Consider the following 19,005-nt stretch of genomic DNA (forward strand, 5'->3'; position numbering starts at 1 on the left):
TTCAATCCACAAACAAAAACTCATTCGCGCACAAGATGACTTGAGCAAGCTGCTCCCACGCATCTAGCTCGGCAGCTGTGTTGCTTGGAAAATCAGTAATCGAATTCCAAACCACCGGCTGGTTAACGAGCTGCTCATGGACAGTCGCGGTCCAAAGATACTGGTCACTATTGAGCACTTCGTCGATATCGACCACAAAGTCGACAGTCTCGCCTTGCTTTACATCCAACGAATCGACATTCAAGTCTTCGGCCATCTGGTGAATTTTGGTTGACTTCAACACGCCTCGCGACGAGCTCACGATAAACGCTCGAACACCGTCACCCGCCTCAGGCTCATGTGCCAAGTGTGACTGAATCGCGACCGTCATATTGCGAGGAGCGGTCCAGCGACGAATGGCAGCGACATTGCGATTGTTTCCAGGGTGACCACCATTTGCGGTGATTTGTACCCAGCCAAGCTTTGCGTCGGGCCATGCGGGACCGCCTTGCCAAGCGGTTCCAGTGAAATGTGGCAGCGTCATGAATGCATCCACACGCTGATTCGATTCATCCAACTTGCCATAGCCATAGCTCCAGTCCTTTGCCGTACTAGGCGTCTCTGCAAGAATCGTGTTTGGACGATTCTTCAACCAGGAAATCACATCGGCGGATTCCTCTTGGCTCGGGTCACGCTGATATGCTTGGCGGAATAATCGTGACGCGAATGTCGCCGAATCCGCATCACCGCCACGCGACAAGCTTGCTAGGGCTTTGGCTCGTTCCAAGACCAGCGGATGATTCATGAAAAAGAGTGTCTGCTGAGGAGCTGTCGTCTCATTGCGCTCAGGCACATGAAGATCAGGATTGGCGAAGTCAAACACGCGGAGCGTCGGCTCTAGATATTGGCGATCGACCAAGCCATAGAGTGTACGTCGGGTGGGATACGGAGAGTTGAAAAGGCTCGCGGGCTTGCCTCCAAGGGACTCATCAAGCGAACCGCTAACTCGCAGCCAGGAATCTCTCAACTCCTCAAACGTTAACCGTCGTGGATTGGCTCGCCAAAGCAACCGATTGTTCGGATCGATGTGTGCGAGATCTTGCCGTAACGCGGGATCGTCGGAGACAGTCGACGCTTGTTGGTACGTTGACGACAGTAACATCCAGCGATGGAGTTGTTTCAGGCTCCAGCCTTCACGGACAAAAGACGCCGCGAGCCAATCGAGCAACTCAGGATGCGACGGAGGATCGGATCTTAGACCAAAATCGCTCGGTGTCGTCACCAAGCCGGTTCCAAAATGATCTCGCCAGACACGGTTGACGATCACTCTCGCCGTCAGCGGATTTGCCGGATCCACGATCGCTCGTGCTAGCTCCATGCGGCCACTGCCGTTTTGAAACGGTTGGCGGTTCGAGCTACTGAGGACTGAAAGAAATTGTCGTGGTATGTCGTTGCCAAGGTTCAATGGATTGCCTCGACGGAATATGCGAGGCTCAACAGGCTCAGCTTGGTCGATCAGTGCTAACGCGACGGGCACGTTACCAGCACCGTTGAGCCAACGATCTATTTCTCCTTGCAGTTTCCACAACTCCGTCAACGTGCCGGAGTCAAAAAACGTCTCACTGTGCGAGACCGGTCCGTCGGGAACACGACACGGGGAGCCGATACCTTCGAGAAGCTGCCTTAGTGATTCTTTGTCAGGCCCATCGGGATGCTCGTCGAGCTTCGCGAACACTTCGCCATATCGGTCGCAAACATCGCGAAACGAACTCGGAGGCGTAGAGAAAGCGGACTGAACGATTGCGTTCATCGGAGCCCCTTGCTTTCGCAGCTGATCGTGAATCATCGCAGCGTTCGCTTCGAACTCAGGTGATTCAATGGATCTGTAAGCGTGCCAATGCAAAAAGATTGGGTCGTTTTGCAACGCCGCCGTTCGTAGATAACGTTCCCAGTTGCGTACGAAAGCAGGCAGCAAATCACCTTTCTGGAAAATTTGGTCAAAACCATCCGCAGGATATTTGTGCAACTCGGTCTGTGCGAACAAATAGTCAGCAACGCGTTCACGTGCCCGCTGGCTCGATTCATCGCTGTGCTTTCGCAGATTTTCTTGAAGTGTGTTTTGCCGCTTTTTAAGTTCAATGCGAAAAGCATCGTCTGTGGCATCCAAGCTGAGTACGCTCTGCTGTTCGATACAGCTGTCGAACACGCCATACAGCGAATAGTAGTCAGCGGTAGGGATTGGATCGTACTTGTGATCGTGACAGCGAGCACAGTTCACCGTCAGCCCCATCGTGCCGCGACATACCACATCGATACGGTCATCGATCACATCGCGTCGCACGCCCAAGAATCGACGACCCAGGGTAAGAAACCCCATCGCGGCGAGGTCGTCCAGCGTGCCATCGTCGACTTGGTCAGCAGCGATTTGTAGCAACAAGAATCGGTCGTATGGCATGTCGCTATTCAATGCTCGAACGACCCAGTCCCGATACGTCCACGCGTGAGTCCAAAAACGTTCTTCTCTTGCGTAGACATAGCCTTTGGTGTCAGAGTAGCGAGCGACATCAAGCCAGTGGCGTGCCCAATGTTCGCCGTATTGAGCCGATGTGAGCAATCGTTCGACAAGGTTCTGGTAAGCATTTGGATCGGTGTCATTTACGAATCGCTCGACTTCTTTAAACGTCGGCGGCAATCCAGTCAGCGAGTAGGTGACCCGTCGAATCAATGTTCTTCGATCGGCTGCCGGTGATGGCGAGAGTCCATTCGCAGCCAGTTTCTCCGCAATCCATGCGTCCACCGGTGTTTGTACCCAACTGGAGTCTTCAATCTTCGGAACGTCCGGAAGCTTGATGGGCTGAAACGCCCAGTGATCCTTTCCGGTATTCAATGGGGATGCGGAACGATCCGTCTGTTGAAGAGTGGCTGGCCAAAAGGCACCCGACTTTACCCACAGTTCGAGTGACCTGATCTCGCGCGATGACAGCGGCGTGTCAGGAGGCATTTCCAGATCACCTTCGCGTCGAACGGTTTGCAACAAGCGACTGTTGATGTCACCAGGAATGATCCTGGGATTCGAGTCGCCTGGTTCTATCAATGAACGAATGGAGTCGACTCGTAATCCGCCTTCTTGCTTATTCGCTCCATGGCATTCACTGCAACGTTCCACAAGAATGGGGCGTACTTCCTGCTCAAAGAACTGTTCACTCTCAGCCCCGAGAGCTAGCAAAGTATCGTCGGCATGTGTCTCGTTCCCAACGCAATCGACCAGCGCTACCGCCAGCAAGACCAGGAATAGCCATTGTCTCGTCATCGCGGAACCCAAAAGGTAATTGCACTCGGTAGAACGGCGATTGGATTCATGTTTTAGCGGTTTGTTCGCATTTTGGTGGTTTTGGCGTCGTTGCTTTTCCGCAGTTGCATCTGCCAGTGCGGACCACTACACGGCGGGGTCTCGGAATTCCATACAGTATATCACCGCGCTGAAAGAGACGTGTGGATTACCTTGGGTTAGTCTTTGGATAAGGCTTGCCGTGCGTGTTGAGCAATCAACATTGCTTGTGATTTGTGATCACGCATGCCATCATTGCCCTCATCGAGGACGCTGGGCGCCATTTACCCCGCCGCAATACGCACCATGAGCCCACCTTCCTGCTCGCTTCCATCCATCCATTCACTTCGCGTTTGGCGTTGCGATTATCGCTTCTGCTGTTCGGAACTCCTGCGTTATCACAAGATGACTATCCTCTTCGCGACGCTCTTGAAGGCAATCTGCGTGATGGCGTACCCAACTTCTCCGCAAAGCTTGTCGCAAAGAAGCACGTCAAGATCGCGTATCTTGGCGGAAGCATTACTGCAGTTCCCAGTTGGCGAGTTCAGTCACTTCAGTGGTTCCAGCATCCATTCCATGTCCAGAGGCGATCGCAACGGCAGGGGGAGTCTGCACGGCATTTCCCGCAGTCGAGCCATCGGGGAAAGCTGCAATCGGAAATTGCTCGCCAAGAATCCCGAGAGCGGGTAACGTAAAGAACGGATCGTCATTGAGCGAAATCATAGCAACCGCTCCGACGTCACTTCGATCTCCATACTGCCCTGTCAGTGCCAAGTAAAGTCCGCCGTTACCCTTTGACATCGCAGCCAGAGCGGCAACCAGCGAAAGCCCGAACCAGCCATCAAAACGATCTGAGCTGCCGCAATCGCATAACCGCAAGCGATCGCCACGAATAGTTCAGTGGACGTTCTGATCGCGCCTTTCTGGATCGCGTTGCGACCTACGCCAACGTCCATCTGCGCCGAAACACATACCAGGAACATGACGATCAATGTCGTCGCGCCGACGCTGGTTAGCGCTGTTGCGAAGCCGCCGATCTGCAGAAATTCATACTTCTCGACACCATCAACGGATTCAACCGGTGGAACGCCAACCCAGCGGAGAATTTGTTGCACGGGCTCAAAATGCACTCGATCCACTGTTGAAAGGGCGGCACCAATCAATATCGGAATGATCATCAACCCGCCCGGGACGCGTTTGAACCACTTCGGCATCGCATTTCCATTGCCTTAAATCTTTCTCCTGACCTGCGCAGAAAGCGTCGAACGATGCCTCGGGTAGAGCAGGTGCATCGCTCTTACAAGTTCGTTCAGCGAAGATGATTGGCGAAGAATCGCTGCCACTCTTCGAGATGTTCTCGCATCGCTTGACGAGCCTCATCGGGGGAACGTCGTCGCAACGCGTTGAGAATCGCTTCGTGTTCCTCAGCAGCCTGCTGCAGAACACTGGCATCGGTATGCGATCGGTTGAAGACGCGATTCATAAGACGGTATCGAACGATATCGGCCGCCAAGCGAGGGCTTCCTGCGGCCGCGGCAATCGCTGAATGGAACTCATCATCGAGTTTCACCCAGACACTGATCGAACCGCTCGTTGGCTTTCGCTTTCGAAAAGCCTTCAGCCCAGCTTCGAGTTGCTGCAAGGTAGGGCGATCCATTCGGTCGGCCGCCTTCGCAGCCGCTTCGCTTTCGAGAATCCGACGCATCTCATAAACATCGCGGACGTCCTCGGGTCCGAACGAGACAACGACGGGGCGTCGATTCGCAGCCTGAACGATCAAGCCGTCTTTGACCAATTGCTTGACGGCCTCGTGAACGGGTGTGCGGCTGACATTGAGGGTTCGAGCCAATTCGACTTCGCTGACCGATTGGCCTGGGGTGAGTTTGCCTAGAACAATCATCTCAACGAGCGACTCATAAACTTGCTCACTCAGTCGCAAGCTCGCCTCGGGAGTTCTCTGGCCTCTGATTTTGGCAGGTTTGATCGTCGTTGTCCGCTTCACAGGCATTCCCAGTCTCCCATTGCCGCGGTGGGCGTCACCGCAGCTCCATCCAATGATACCAAGCTGCATGCAGGATTGACAGCTCTCAGCCGCCAGGGTAAACTGCATGCAGTTTAGAGTTGTTCGCGTGCAGATGCCCAGGGGTCGCTCGTGTTTCTTTCGCCGATCATCGCTGTCACCATGGGAGACCCCGCCGGGATCGGGCCTGAGGTTTGTTTGAAGGCGTGGCGAGGCCGCGGAAGGTCCGACTGCGGATTCGTCTTTTTCGGCGATGCAGACGTCTTTTTAAAGCTCAGCCAGGCGGCCGAACTGCCCATGCCACCGGTTGCCCATTCGCTTGCGGACGCGGTTTCGACCGCTCACGCGAACGGGGCTGCAATCTTTCACATCGAGTCCCTTCGCAGTTGCTGGGAACCGGGTGTCGTTTCCGCGATGACGGGTGAAGCGTCCTATCGCTACATCACTACAGCGATCGAGGCCGCACTGGGCGGAGAGGTCGACGCCGTCGTCACCGGGCCGATTCACAAAGAAGCGCTGCGACAAAGCGGCGTGCAGTATCCAGGGCACACCGAGATCTTTGAGGCCCTCACCCGGTCCGGCCGAGCTTGCATGATGCTGACCTCCGATGCATTGACTTGTTCATTCGTCACCACGCACGTCGGATTGTGTGACGTGCCGAGTTTAATGTCGGTCCAGCGAATTCTTGATGTGATTGAGCTGACGGACCAGGCGATTGCGAAGATCAAAGGGCATCGTTCGCGATTGGTGGTTTGCGGACTCAATCCACACGCGGGCGAAAGCGGCTTGTTTGGTAATCGCGAGGAAGAGCGTTTCATTGTTCCCGCAATCGAAGCAGCACGACGCAGCGGAGTTGAAATTGAGGGGCCTTTGCCACCTGACACTGCATTTCTGCCAAACCGCCGTCAGAGAACCGATGCGTTCGTTTGCATGTATCACGACCAGGGGCACATTCCGCTGAAGGCGCTGAGCTTTGAAACAGCGGTCAACACCACGCTCGGCTTGCCGATCGTGCGTACCAGTGTGGATCACGGGACCGCATTGGATATCGCATGGAAAAGATTTGACGCGGATCCGACGAGCATGCTCCAGGCTGTTGCGTTGGCGATGAAGCTCTGTGGCGGCGACGTTCAGTCGTCGAATCTGCTTCGTGGTGGAAGCTGTCAGTCGCCAATTTCAGCCAGTCAGTTGGTGACTGAAGCCCGATCGAGCAATGAATCGGCGACTGATAGTCGCCGCCACTTCGATACGGTCGACGAAAGTCGAGACAGCGGTAGGGCGACAATATGAAGATCATTGTCATCGCGGATGATTTCACAGGTGCAGCGGAGGTTGCCGGAGCGGCCATTCGTTTTGGTTTAACGGCCGAGGTCCATGTCGGGCAGGTTTATTCGACGCCCGCCGACATCGTTGTCGTCGACGCTGATAGCCGATCATTGGATGTTCAATCAGCCACCGCAAGGGTGTGCGAGTTGACGAGGCAGGCCCTGGAGCTGCGTCCCGACGTGCTGTTCAAGAAAGTCGATTCGCTTTTGAGGGGGCCAGTGGCGGCTGAAGTCGCAGCGATGCGCAAGGCAGCTGGGCTTAACCATTGTTTGTTGGTTTGTGGGAACCCGCGAAAGCATCGGATGGTTGTTCAAGGGAAAATCCTTGTCAACAACGTCCCGTTGCACAAGACAGAGTTTGCGGCCGATCCCGAGCACCCGTGCCACAGCCATGATGTGATGGAGTTGCTGAGTCAACCAGATGCAATCGAAATTGGCGATGTCACTTGCTCCGCCGATCTGATGCATCACGCGCGTCGCTGGTATGGCCAGCGATCACAGTCTTTAGCGGCCGGCGGGGCGGAGTTCTTCGAAGCTGTATTGGAGCAATGTCTGGAATCAGCAGATCCATCCGCCTTCGCCCTGATGAACATTACATACGATGACACGCCGCTCCGCTGTGATGGCGACATTTTGCTAGTAAGCGGCACAAGCATGACGCGATGCGACGATTGGCCGGTTGTACAGATGGATGCCTCACGGTCGTCGAATGAGCTGGTTGCTCACGTTTGCCACACTTTGTCTGCGCACGGACGTGCGGCGATCCGTGCAGTCGATATCAAAAGCGATTTGCCCGAAGCTCGAATTGAGAAATTAGCCGATGTCGCCTCGGGAGTGCTTGCACATTGTCGACCGGCCCAAGTGTGGGTTGAGGGAGGCCGAACGGCGTCAATGCTCATCCGCGAACTTGGCTACCAGCAATTGGCTGCGATCTCCAATGCGGGAGACGGCATCGTGGCCCTGAGGTCAATCGATGAGGCATCACCACTCTATTTGATCAAGCCGGGAAGTTATTCATGGATCGCGCGGGAACACTCGTCAGTGCCAGTTTCGAATGCCAAAGAATCCGCAACGGCAGTCCCATCCGGGAATTTGATCGATTCGATTGCGAAAACGAAAGGATTGCTTCTCTTTGTACTGGTGAGTTTTTGGTTCCCCGACATCGCCATTTCCTTCGACATCGGATCGCTCAACGATATTTTGACCGAGCAATGCATTGATTGCCATAACGCCGATACCCAAGAAGGTACCGTTGATCTGTCACGATTCAGTTCGCTCGACGACGTCGGCCGAGATCGTCCCCTTTGGAAAACCGTCTTTGATGTCGTTGAAGCGGGGCAGATGCCACTCGCCGATTCGGGGTATGAACTCGATGAGACGCAACGTGAGGCGTTACTTTCATTTGCCAGAAAAGTTTTGTCCCAACCGAATCCAAGGTTGAACGCAATCGATCCGGGAAAGCCGATTCTTCGACGCCTGACACGACTGGAATACAACAACACGGTTCGCGATCTGTTCGGATTGAACTATGACATCTTCATGTTTCCCGAGCGCTTGCCCCGTAATGGCGGCCTTGCATCACTCGTCCAAGACGGCCACGCGATGGTTGTGCAGTCATCTATGCGTGAGTACGGGCAAAAATATGACGTCCTCTTACCCGACTTGGGTCTGCCCGGTGACAGTCGCGCCGAATACGGTTATGCGAACCGCGGCGACGCGATGAACTTCTCGCCGCTGCTGTTTGAAAAGTATTCGGAGATGGCTTCTGCGATTGCTTCGAGCGAACGCTTGCTCAGAGACAGTCGCGTGCTGCAAGAGTTATTCGGCATCGAAGAGGAAACGCTGATGCCGCTTGCTGAGAAGAGCGATTCGGAAACCGTGGCCATGCGTGCCGAATTCGCAGCGCAAGAGCGAATCGGTAACCAAGCCGCAGAAAATGATACATGGCATGACAGCTTTGTTCGCGAGTTGACTGCCTCGTTCGAACGGGGCAGTGGCGGGACATTCGATGTACCTGAGGCTTTGAACAATCAGACGATCGCTGGGAAAGGCGGATTGATCAAGGTGCGTGTCAACGATCAAGTGTTGTTGATCAATCCCAACATTGACTTGTGGCTGGCGTCGTTTGCTACGGTCGATGAGACCTCCGGTAGCCACTCGCTGACCAATCGCAATAAGGGTGAGAAGGTCTTCGAATTAACCTTTGCCGGGCAGGAGTCCTTCGATCCACGGATTCAGCACTTTGGTGTGTGCGTGCTCTCACGCCGAAATCAAAGTGGTCGCGTGCAATTGAGCGCAGTTCTATCCAACGGCCAACGACTCACTCGGCAAGCAGATGTTAGCGAACAGACGGGTAACGTCTTCTTTTCATGGGTCGCGCCGCCGGGAACGTCGATCGAGAAGTTGGCCGTCGATGGTTCGAAGTTCACTGGTGACTACGTTTTGCTCGATGATTTTGGATTCATCTTTGGTGAACGATTGCCTCAGCGTGGTGGCGACTTTCAGTCGCCGAACCAACAAGAAATGCTAAACTCACCGCAGTCAGATCCGTCACAGCCGCGACTGAAAGTCGCCGCCACGGAATCGTTCCTGACGCGAGCGTATCGCCGTGAGGTGACAGAGTCTGAATTGGCCATCGCAAACGCCTTAGTTGCCGATCATATTGCGAAGGGCCATTCGGAGATCGAAGCACTTCGGCGACTGATTCAAACGGTGCTGACGTCACCCGAGTTCTTGTTCCAGGCGGAACCCCTTGTCGAATCGAGCGAGAGAGTGCGTGAAGTCACTGCGTACGAACTCGCCAATCGACTCAGCTATTTTCTTTGGGCATCAATGCCTGATGAGGATCTGATGGCGACGGCTGAGTCGGGAGAACTTAGGAAGCGGGATGTCCTCCACGCCCAAATCAGACGCATGCTGGCGGACCGTTCGCGATCGCGTGAACTATCTGAATCGTTCGCAGTGCAGTGGTTGCGACTGGACCAGCTCTATAGTTCCAAGCCTGATCGCGAGATTTTTAAGACCTTCTACTCCGGTCCGCAGGGGAAATCGACGCTGCATGGACCCATGATGACTGAAGCGTTGTTGCTGTTTGAAACGGTTCTGGTCGAAGATCGCACGATCCTAGATTTGTATGACCCCGACTTCACTTGGCTCAATGGTCAACTCGCCAAACTTTATGGGCTGCAAGACGAATTTCGGAAAGCCAAAGACGAGGCTAGCAAGTGTGGCGATTTGCCCGATCAGATCCCTGACAAAGTGGCCGGATCGTACTGGCTGCGGACACAGCTCCCCGATCGTACGCGCGGCGGTGTGATGACGATGGCCGGCCCACTAACATTGACTTCGCTTCCATTCCGAACCAGTCCCATCAAACGTGGTGCGTGGCTATTAGAAACGGTTTTCAATCGACCGCCCAGTGAACCGAAAGTTGCGTTTGTTTTGGAAGAGGCGGTAAGCGAAGACAGTGACGCACAGCAGACGCAAACCGTTCGGCAGCTCTTTGATAAACATCGCAGTGACCCGAATTGTAACTCCTGTCACAGCCGCATCGACCCGCCCGGCTTTTCACTGGAAGTCTTTGACGCCATGGGAGTCTACCGAACACATGACGGCGAGCAAGCGGTCGACGCGAGCGGGACATGGAACGATCGTGATTTTGATTCGCCCGCAGAGTTCAAAGATGCGATCCGCGCTCGGGAACAGGAGTTGGTACGTGGCTTTGTCGAACACATGCTCAGCTACGCACTCGGTCGTCATCTTGAATACTTTGACATGACAACCGTCGACCAGATCGTGACCGACGCTGCCGGGGAAGGTTATCGAATGTCAGCCATCATCGAAGGCATCGTGCTTTCTTATCCTTTCCAGCACGTGAGGAACCTGCCATGAATCAGCGTCACATGGATCGCAGCGCAGCATTGCCGCGGCGTCATTTTCTGCGATCGGCCGCGGGCGGAATGTTCGCTTTGCCGTGGCTTGAGTCGTTAGCTCGTGGCGTCGACGCAGGCACATCGTTACCACAACGCTTCGCGTTCATCTACACACCCAACGGATACAACCAGGATACTTTTTTGCCGCAAAGCGAGGGGGCATCGTGGGAGCTTTCACCTGCACTGAAGCCGCTTGAGCCCGTCCGTAATCAAGTTTCGTTACTGTCCGGATTGGATCGTGAGTTTGTCCCCGGGACCGGTGTTCATGCTCAGTGTGGATCGTGTTGGTTGACGAGCTCCGCGCCGCAAGAAACGCTCGATGGTGGTTTTCCTACCAACACGACGCTCGACCAGTTGATGGCCCGACAGCTCGGCCGTGACACGCCGCTTCCCTCGCTGGAACTGAGTTGCAATGACTTTACCAACCGCAAGGAGACGAAATACTTTGAGTGCATTTCTTGGTATGGCCCCGGCCACGCGGCGCAAACAGAAAAGAATCCACGAACTGCCTTTGGTCGTCTATTCGGTCGCCTCAACGGTGACGTGCTCAATCAAAGCGTGCTCGATCATGTCCAAAGCTCGGCTACGCAATTAGCAAGTCGTCTCTCTTCTGCGGATCGTTCGAAGCTAGACGAATACCTGGAGAGTGTCCGCCAAACGGAACGTCGAATTCAGGCGGCCGAACGAGCAGCGGCGAGGATTACGGAACCTCCGTTCGCTGAACCTGCCGGGATACCGCAGCGACGCGACGAGTACTTGCGGTTGATGGGCGACTTAATCGTTCATGCGTTTCGGCTCGATTTGACTCGCGTGGCAACTCTACTGGTCGATCCCGAACGTTGGGACAGCCCACGCATGTTCGATGGAGTGTTTGATTCACCGCAAAACCATCATGTTTTGACTCATACAAAAGACGATGAGGCAAAAGCGAAGATCACGGAGATCGATCGTTTTCATGTCGCACTCTATGCGTACGTCGTTCAGCAGTTGGCTGCGATTTCCGAGGGGAACGGTACGTTGCTCGATCGTTGCTGCATCGTGATGGGGAGCGGTATCAGTGACGGCGACAAACATAATTATGCAGATCTGCAAGTCTTGTTAGCAGGTGGTTTGGTGAAGCACACCGGGTTCAAGCAATACGCTGGTCGTCGCCCGCTTGCGGACTTGTGGCTGACTTTGGCACAGCGAGCGAGTGTCAACATCGACCGGTTTGCTGACAGCGCAGGAGCCTTGACCGATGTTTAGCCGACACAGCCTAACCGTCGCGATTTTGCTAAGTCTTTCGACGACCGCCTGTACGGACGATGCAGCTTTCTTTCGCGATTACGTCGAGCCGCTACTGCAGAAAAACTGCTACGACTGCCACAGTCATGTTAGCGGAGAAGCGAGCGGCGGATTGGTGCTCGATTCCAAAGCGGGCTGGTCCGTTGGTGGCGATTCGGGGCCGGCCATCGTTCCCGCTGAGCTCGATAAGAGCCTACTTTGGCGATTGGTAAATTACGAAGTGCCTGGGCTGGAGATGCCGCCTGATGGCAAGTTGCCCGAGAACGATCGGGCGCTGATCAAGAAGTGGATCGAATCGGGCGCCGTCGATCCTCGCGAAGATGGACGTGCTGCGGAACGAAAAAAGATCGACATCGAAGCTGGTCGTCAGTGGTGGGCGTTCAAGCCGCTTTCGTCGAGGCATCCCTCCAATTCAAGCATCGACGATCACATCAACACCGGTCTTGATGATGCCGGTCTGCAACCGTCCGTGCGAGCCGACGCGTCTATTCTCCTTCGTCGCCTTTCGTATGACCTGACCGGACTTCCGCCCGAGCCAAACACGACATCGCGTTTCGACTTATCCAACGAGGACCAGTACGCCCACTGCGTTGACTTACTGCTCGCATCGGATGGGTTCGGTGAAAAGTGGGGACGCCATTGGCTCGACTTAGCACGCTATGCAGACAGCAACGGTTCCAGCTTCAATGTTCCGTTTCATGATGCATGGCGTTATCGCAATTGGGTGATCGATGCACTGAATCGCAACATGCCGATTGATGAATTTATCCGCAAGCAGCTCGCAGGAGATTTGCTTCCGGCGGACTCAGACGCGGAAAGAGACGAGAACTTGATCGCGACGGGTTACCTGTTACTCGGTTCCAAAGTCCTCGGCACGTTCGACAAAGAACAGCTAGCCCTGGACGTGATCGACGAGCAGATCGACACGATCGGCAAATCGTTGCTCGGCCTGACCCTTGGTTGTGCGCGATGTCATGATCACAAATTTGATCCGCTGCCGCATGCCGACTACTACGCGTTGGCTGGCATCTTCGCCAGTACGTCGACTTTGGTGGATCGCATCGGTGGCCCAAAAGACGACGAGTCCGATTGGGAGCGTCGAGGTCTAGGACCGGGCGGGGATGAGAAGTTGTCTGCCTTCTTGAAAGACAACCGCTATCGCTGGGTCAAGGCGGTTGGCAAGCGATTTCAAGCAAAGAAGAAGCTCGATGATTTAAGTGCTGGCGACTTTCCGTTGCCAAAGACCACGTCTACTCATCATGACCAAGACGGCTCTGTGGAGGAGCTGAGGCGACTGAGAGTCGCCGCCACGGAGGAGCTTCGCGAGGCGGAACAGAAGTTGGCAGAGTTGCTTGCCGAGATGCCGCCTCATGCGATGGCGGTACGCGAAGCAAATGTCATCACGGACGAGCAGATCCGAATACGTGGAGTCGCGTCCAGCAAGGGAGAACGGGTTCCGCGTGGCTTCCTGCAAGTCGCTGCCTACGAGGGGCAACCGGAGATTCCAGTTGATCAGAGCGGACGACTCGAACTCGCCCAGTGGATCACTTCGCCTCACAATCCACTTACTGCTCGCGTGTTCGTCAATCGCGTCTGGAAGCATTTGTTTCGAGAAGGCCTCGTTCGCAGCGTCGATAACTTTGGAACGATGGGCGACCAGCCATCGCACCCCGAATTGCTCGATGACCTAGCCGTGAGATTCATCGCCAGCGGATGGGACCTGAAACGGTTGGTGCGTGCGATCGTTCTGTCCGACGCTTACTGTCGATCTGTCGATGTATCTGATCTGAAAGATCCCGAGAATCGACTGCTGGCTCATCAAAACCGTCGGCGTCTCGAAGCAGAAGAGATTCGCGATAGCCTGCTATTCCTACGAGGTGAGCTCAAACGCGGGCCGAACGAAGACATGCTGCGCACGCTGCCGATTGGTGATGCCAGCAACCTCGGTGAGTATCTCAACATTCAAGACAATCGACGGACTGTCTATCAACCAGTGATCCGTACCGTTGAACCCGCGTTGTTGCAGTTGTTTGATGCGGCCAGCAACACAATGGTCACCGGGGCCCGACCGCGAACGATCGTCGCGCCTCAGTCACTCTATTTCCTCAACAGTGATTTCGTGCAGGCATCTGCCGAAACGATCGGTTCACAAGTTCTTGCCCGATACAGTGCGTCGGAAAAGACTTCGCTTGAGCCCAGCGAATATCTCAAAGTGCTTGATGATCTTGTTGTCGATGTGATGAAGACGCTCGTATCGCGAGAACCAACAACGCAAGAAAAGCAACTCTTACAAGATTACATCCAAGCACAAGCCGACGGAGAACCAGGATTAACTTCCCACGACATGTTGAAAGTCTGCCAAGCGATCCTTGGTAGTACTCAGTTTCAGTTTTTAGATTAGCACCGTGTGGTGGCGATTTTCAGTCGCCGTGCTAAAAGTTACAGACCCTTGGAAGTGGCGACTAAAAGTCGCCACCACGATACCATGCAAGTTACCTCTCGACGTGACGTGCTTCGCTCAGCCGCTTGCGGCTTCGGTGGACTGGCACTTGCTGGGCTCACTTCTCAGCAGGTGCTCGCCCAGTCGACGCATTTTCCTGCCAAAGCAAAGCGAGTCATCTTCCTGTTCATGCATGGCGGCGTCAGCCAGATGGATTCGTTCGACCGCAAGCCGGTACTGAATGAACAACACGGCAATTCTTTGCCGTTCAACCTACCTGGATTGATTCGACCGGACCGACTTGGAAAAGTGTTTGGCGTCAAATGGAACTGGCAACAACACGGTGATTGCGGCCAATGGGTGTCGGAACTGTTTCCACATACGGCTCGCGTCGTCGACAAATTATGCTTCATTAAGAGTCTGCATACAGAAGGCGAAGCGCACGGCCAAGCAGTTCTGAGGTTGCATACTGGCGAAGCGGCGTTTGACCGACCGAGTGTCGGTGCATGGGTCAGCTATGGCCTCGGAAACGATAATCAAGACCTCCCCGCGTTCGTCGCGTTGGATCCGCCAACCATGCATGGCGGCGTTCGATTGTACGGCAGTTCGTTTCTGCCCGCCAAACATCAAGCAATGCAGGTTTTGCTGGCGAAAACACCTAGTAAACTGCCTCAGATCGCGAACTTGAACAATGACTTGCTCAGCGAAGTGCGACAGAAAGAACAGGTCGACACAATCACTGCACTCAGCCGAGTTCATGCTCAGCAAGTCGGTCCTGATCCTCAAATTGAAGGTGTAATCGAATCGTTTGAGCTGGCTTATCGGATGCAGTCGATTGCTCCCGAAGTGTTCAACCTTGAGCGTGAAACACAGGAGACAAAAGATCTTTACGGCGTCGATCAAGAACCGACCGACGGTTTCGCTCGGCAGTGCCTTCTGGCCCGTCGCATGGCCGAAGCGGGGGTTCGCTTCATCCAAGTATCGACCGGTTACCACTGGGATCATCACGGCAACATCGAACGCGATTTGCCCGATAGCGCCGCACAAACGGACAAGCCAGCAGCAGCGTTGATCGAAGACCTCGATCGCCACGGATTGCTCGATGATACGCTGGTCGTTTGGGCCGGCGAATTCGGACGCACGCCAGTTGCACAAATCGATCGTGGCGCACCGGGGCGCGATCACAATCCACACGGCTATACGATCTGGATGGCTGGTGGCGGCGTTAAAGCGGGCTACGCCCATGGAGCCACAGACGACTTTGGCTATCTGGCCACCGAGGACAAAGTTCACATGCATGATTTGCATGCCACGATTCTGCATTTGCTCGGGCTCGACCACGAGCGTTTAACCTACCGTTACGCGGGCCGCGATTTCCGGCTCACCGATGTCTATGGACGTGTTGTTGATGAGGTGATCGCATGATTTTTCGCTTATCCTTCTTTATGGCGGCACTAGCTGTCTGCGGCGTAACCAGAGCCGCAGAACCAACGCAACGAGAGATCAATTTCGCGCGTGTTGGCGATCGAATGTTGACTATGGATCTTTATGCACCTTCTGGAGCGACAACGAAGCCTCCGCCCACGATCATCTGGGTTCACGGAGGAGCTTGGCGAGCGGGATCGAAGAGCGACGTTCCAGTGCTGCAATGGCTCAAGCGGGGTTTCGCGATTGCCAGCGTCGATTATCGACTTAGCACCGAAGCCAAATTTCCCGCTCAGGTCCACGATATTAAAGCCGCGATCCGGTACCTGCGCGGGCGGGCTTCACAGCTAAACCTTGATCCAGATCGCTTCGTGATCGCGGGCTCATCGGCGGGCGGGCACTTGGCTGCCTTGGTCGGCGTTACCAACGGCGTTGACGAATTAGAGGGTTCCGTTGGCGAACATCTATCCGAGTCGTCGGATGTTCAGGCGATCGTCTCCTTTTACGGTGCCTCAAACCTGCAATCGATCTTGTCGCAATCCACTCAACACGGGCTGAGTGTTCGCGTTCCGGCTCTCCAGTTGTTGCTGGGCGGTCAACCAGACGAAGTCCCTGAGTTGGCTAAGTTAGCCAGTCCTATAGCACATGTGGATTCCTTTGATCCGCCACTGTGGTTGATCCACGGAGATGCTGATCCCCAAATGCCACCGCGGCAATCCAAGGAGTTGGAAACCGCTTACAACAAAGCGGACCGTCCGGTGAAGTTGGACGTTGTTGCGGGCGGCAAGCATGGCGGTGAGGAGTTTTACGCAGGCGAACGACTGGACAGCATCGCCGCTGAAGTCTTGACCGCCGTTTCGGCAAAAAACGACACTATGCGAATACTGTTCGCCGGCAGCAGTTCAACCTATTGGAACGATATGCCCAACGAAGTCGCCAAGGTCATTTCTGGTAGCGGCGGCTTGGTTCAAAACCGAAAGGTCGATGCGGATTTGGTCGGTCGCAGCGGAAGTGACATTCGGGTGTATCTCGACCCCAAATGTGATTACCAATACGGCGTCAAACGTGGGCAAAGCTTTCTCGACAAGGTCCGCGATGAACCGTTCGACTACGTGGTGCTGATGACGGTTTGTCGCTTCATCATGGGTGATGGCGAAGGCAACGCCGATGGCCAAGCTCACCGAGACGCCATTACTCAGTACTGCCATTCCATTCGCCAGTCTGGATCGGAGCCAGTGTTCTATGAAGTCGGCTGGGGGACAACTGATCGCGAAGCGCAAGGCCGTGAACGAATCCGGAAACTAGCTCGAGATAATAACATCAAGATTTATGTTCCCTGTTCAACCGCTTGGGCGAAAGTTCGAACCGAACGTCCGGAGCTGCAACTTCAGCATCCTAATGACAAATCACACCCGGGCGATGTCGGCCACTTCCTTAACCTCGCCTGCTTTTACGCTGCACTCGTTCAGCAATCGCCAGAGGGACGCTTGCCGCGCGACTATCACGTTTGGCCACATTTGACCAAAGACGAGAATACGAGTCTGAGCGATCAGTTAGAAACGGCATTCGCCAAGTTCCAGCCCGACGCTTATCAAGTCAAACTGCCAGAGTGGATGCGCCGCAATGCGGGAGCCGGCTACATGGGGCATGTGAGTGAAGAGGATGCGAAGTATCTGGAGCAAGTGGCATGGGAGTCCTATCTCGCCGTCAAAGCCGAACTCAGTGCTGATTCCTCAACTGAAGTGCAAAACCTTCAGAAGCCCGAGGTGGCGAAATGATCCCTAGGCTCTTGTTGCTCGCCATCTTTACAGCAATGACGAATTTCAGTCTCAGCGACGACCTCTGGGTCGCTGTGGGTTGCGGTGGCCGAAGAATGGTTTCCGTCGACGGTGTACTTTAGCGACGATGCCGGCGAGACGTGGCAAGCGGGAAACGACTTGACGGCTAACGGGATCAATCGTGTTGTTCTAGGAGGGGAAAAGTGAAATGACGAAATTCAAAAACTCGCTCAGGAGGGTCAGGTCATCGCGAAGGCTGCCGATTTGATCAAGAACACAGTTCTCCGATCTGGATGAGAAAGCCAGTTACAGTGAAAGCGAGTTAGAAACCGCCATCATCGATAAACTGCAGGCCTTCATGTTGGAACTCGGGAAAGGCTTCTTGTTCGAGAGCCGACAGAGGCGTTTCACTTTCGACGATAAGTACTTTCGGGTCGATCTGGTTCTCTACAATCGCCTGCTCCGCTGCTACGTATTGCTTGATCTAAAAATCGGAGAGATCACGCACGGCGATCTCGGACAGATGCAAATGTACGTCAACTACTTCGATCGACAGGTCAAATTGGATGACGAACTACCGACTGTGGGGATCGTCCTTTGTGCGAGAAAGAATGACGCATTGGTTGAGCTCACGTTGCCAAGGGAGGCGAATACATTCGCGTCCAAATACCAATTGTATCTACCCAGCAAAGAGAAACTCAAACGAGAGCTTGAAAGAATCGAGACCGACCTGGAATAACCGTACCGGTGCCTCACCTCGCCTGTTTTGGCGAATCAGTGGGGCTCAATGAAATCCGGCGTCGGCCACCGGAGCACAGCGTCCGATCGCTACAACTTGCAACCCGCGTTCATAGCTCACGCAGCCTTGCGTGAGACTGCCACAAGTGACCCCCGACTTTTGAGTCCTGGAACCTTTTCTTCTTTGTTGGAACCTTTTCTTCTTTGTCGTTTTCCGCATGCCCATGCGGCGACAGCGCGGACAAGATCACGTGCCTTGTTCGACGTCCGCTCCGGATTCTTACCTCCTTGTTCAACCGCATCGCGTAAACCCAATCCAGGAAATCTCGAATGCTTGATCGGGATAGCTGTTCCACAGGAATCTCTTGCCCCCAACTGATCCACTTTCTCACGGTGGCTTTGTATTCGTCGCTTGTGCCTTTCGAGTGTTTTTTGGCTTTGCAATAGCGTTGGACAGCGGATAGAAACTTTGTCGACATATGGAGAATCTCCTGCGTTGCCGTCGACTACCTCCAGTAGGTTCCACTCGACGTGCTACGGGGCTGAATGCTCCTTGCTCGACTTCCGAATCTGGGAATGGAAATGTGACTTTCCGGGATAGTTCGAGCAAACGCGACGGACCCCGGTCGATGAAACCGAAGCGATTTCAGTTGGGCCGTTTCGATGCGTCGGTATTCATCGGCGAGATTCCGTCTGACCAAATTGAGTGGGACCAATAGGACAAATGCGACCGATGAGACCCATCGGTCCTATGAG

Annotated in this window: 11 protein-coding genes; 7 read left to right on the forward strand and 4 right to left on the reverse strand. The window is 54.5% G+C overall.

All coding sequences use genetic code 11. The features are described from left to right. Position 1: 1 nt before the first annotated feature. From Pla52nx_RS02940 to Pla52nx_RS02955, 4 genes are all read right to left on the reverse strand, one after another. Positions 2-3,289: a PSD1 and planctomycete cytochrome C domain-containing protein gene (locus tag Pla52nx_RS02940; protein ID WP_146518203.1), complete on the reverse strand. Its 3,288-nt coding sequence runs from the start codon at positions 3,287-3,289 to the stop codon at positions 2-4. A gap of 537 nt (positions 3,290-3,826) precedes the next feature. Further along, positions 3,827-4,108 carry a 2-keto-3-deoxygluconate permease gene (locus tag Pla52nx_RS02945; protein ID WP_146518204.1) on the reverse strand — a complete coding sequence of 94 codons (282 nt, stop codon included), beginning with the start codon at positions 4,106-4,108 and terminating at the stop codon, positions 3,827-3,829. Next, positions 4,072-4,521 carry a 2-keto-3-deoxygluconate permease gene (locus Pla52nx_RS02950; RefSeq protein ID WP_146518205.1) on the reverse strand — a complete coding sequence of 150 codons (450 nt, stop codon included), beginning with the start codon at positions 4,519-4,521 and terminating at the stop codon, positions 4,072-4,074. Before Pla52nx_RS02950 ends, Pla52nx_RS02945 begins: the two co-directional genes overlap by 37 nt. Positions 4,522-4,616: 95 nt before the next feature. After that, positions 4,617-5,315, reverse strand: coding sequence for a GntR family transcriptional regulator (locus tag Pla52nx_RS02955; RefSeq protein ID WP_197454241.1), 699 nt, complete (start codon positions 5,313-5,315; stop codon positions 4,617-4,619). Positions 5,316-5,459: 144 nt separating this feature from the next. Here Pla52nx_RS02955 and pdxA point away from each other — a divergent pair, with 144 nt between their 5' ends. The 7 genes from pdxA (at position 5,460) to Pla52nx_RS02990 (ending at position 18,250) form a co-directional block, all read left to right on the forward strand. After that, positions 5,460-6,617, forward strand: coding sequence for a 4-hydroxythreonine-4-phosphate dehydrogenase PdxA (gene pdxA, locus Pla52nx_RS02960; RefSeq protein WP_231741673.1), 1,158 nt, complete (start codon positions 5,460-5,462; stop codon positions 6,615-6,617). Further along, a complete protein-coding gene (locus Pla52nx_RS02965; RefSeq protein ID WP_146518207.1) occupies positions 6,614-10,543 on the forward strand; it encodes a DUF1592 domain-containing protein in 3,930 nt (1,309 codons plus the stop codon). Before pdxA ends, Pla52nx_RS02965 begins: the two co-directional genes overlap by 4 nt. After that, positions 10,540-11,829, forward strand: a complete 1,290-nt coding sequence (locus Pla52nx_RS02970) for a DUF1552 domain-containing protein (protein WP_146518208.1) — start codon at positions 10,540-10,542, stop codon at positions 11,827-11,829. Before Pla52nx_RS02965 ends, Pla52nx_RS02970 begins: the two co-directional genes overlap by 4 nt. Next, on the forward strand, positions 11,822-14,269 hold the full coding sequence (locus tag Pla52nx_RS02975; RefSeq protein WP_146518209.1) for a PSD1 and planctomycete cytochrome C domain-containing protein: 2,448 nt from the start codon (positions 11,822-11,824) through the stop codon (positions 14,267-14,269). The genes Pla52nx_RS02970 and Pla52nx_RS02975 overlap by 8 nt, the downstream gene beginning before the upstream one ends. An 84-nt stretch (positions 14,270-14,353) precedes the next feature. Beyond that, complete coding sequence (locus Pla52nx_RS02980) at positions 14,354-15,733, forward strand: DUF1501 domain-containing protein (protein ID WP_146518210.1); 1,380 nt, start codon at positions 14,354-14,356, stop codon at positions 15,731-15,733. 113 nt (positions 15,734-15,846) lie between these two features. Next, positions 15,847-17,511, forward strand: a complete 1,665-nt coding sequence (locus Pla52nx_RS02985; RefSeq protein WP_197454242.1) for an alpha/beta hydrolase — start codon at positions 15,847-15,849, stop codon at positions 17,509-17,511. A gap of 289 nt (positions 17,512-17,800) precedes the next feature. Beyond that, a complete protein-coding gene (locus Pla52nx_RS02990; RefSeq protein ID WP_197454321.1) occupies positions 17,801-18,250 on the forward strand; it encodes a PDDEXK nuclease domain-containing protein in 450 nt (149 codons plus the stop codon). Positions 18,251-19,005: the final 755 nt, after the last annotated feature.

The organism is Stieleria varia (genome assembly GCF_038443385.1).
GTDB lineage: Bacteria > Planctomycetota > Planctomycetia > Pirellulales > Pirellulaceae > Stieleria > Stieleria varia.

Coding starts and splice junctions, on each gene's coding strand:
- Pla52nx_RS02940 (WP_146518203.1), bottom strand. CDS start 3,289: ATGACGAGACAATGGCTATTCCTGGTCTTGCTGGCGGTAGCGCTGGTC.
- Pla52nx_RS02945 (WP_146518204.1), bottom strand. CDS start 4,108: ATGTCAAAGGGTAACGGCGGACTTTACTTGGCACTGACAGGGCAGTAT.
- Pla52nx_RS02950 (WP_146518205.1), bottom strand. CDS start 4,521: ATGCCGAAGTGGTTCAAACGCGTCCCGGGCGGGTTGATGATCATTCCG.
- Pla52nx_RS02955 (WP_197454241.1), bottom strand. CDS start 5,315: ATGCCTGTGAAGCGGACAACGACGATCAAACCTGCCAAAATCAGAGGC.
- Pla52nx_RS02965 (WP_146518207.1), top strand. CDS start 6,614: ATGAAGATCATTGTCATCGCGGATGATTTCACAGGTGCAGCGGAGGTT.
- Pla52nx_RS02970 (WP_146518208.1), top strand. CDS start 10,540: ATGAATCAGCGTCACATGGATCGCAGCGCAGCATTGCCGCGGCGTCAT.
- Pla52nx_RS02975 (WP_146518209.1), top strand. CDS start 11,822: ATGTTTAGCCGACACAGCCTAACCGTCGCGATTTTGCTAAGTCTTTCG.
- Pla52nx_RS02980 (WP_146518210.1), top strand. CDS start 14,354: ATGCAAGTTACCTCTCGACGTGACGTGCTTCGCTCAGCCGCTTGCGGC.
- Pla52nx_RS02985 (WP_197454242.1), top strand. CDS start 15,847: ATGGATCTTTATGCACCTTCTGGAGCGACAACGAAGCCTCCGCCCACG.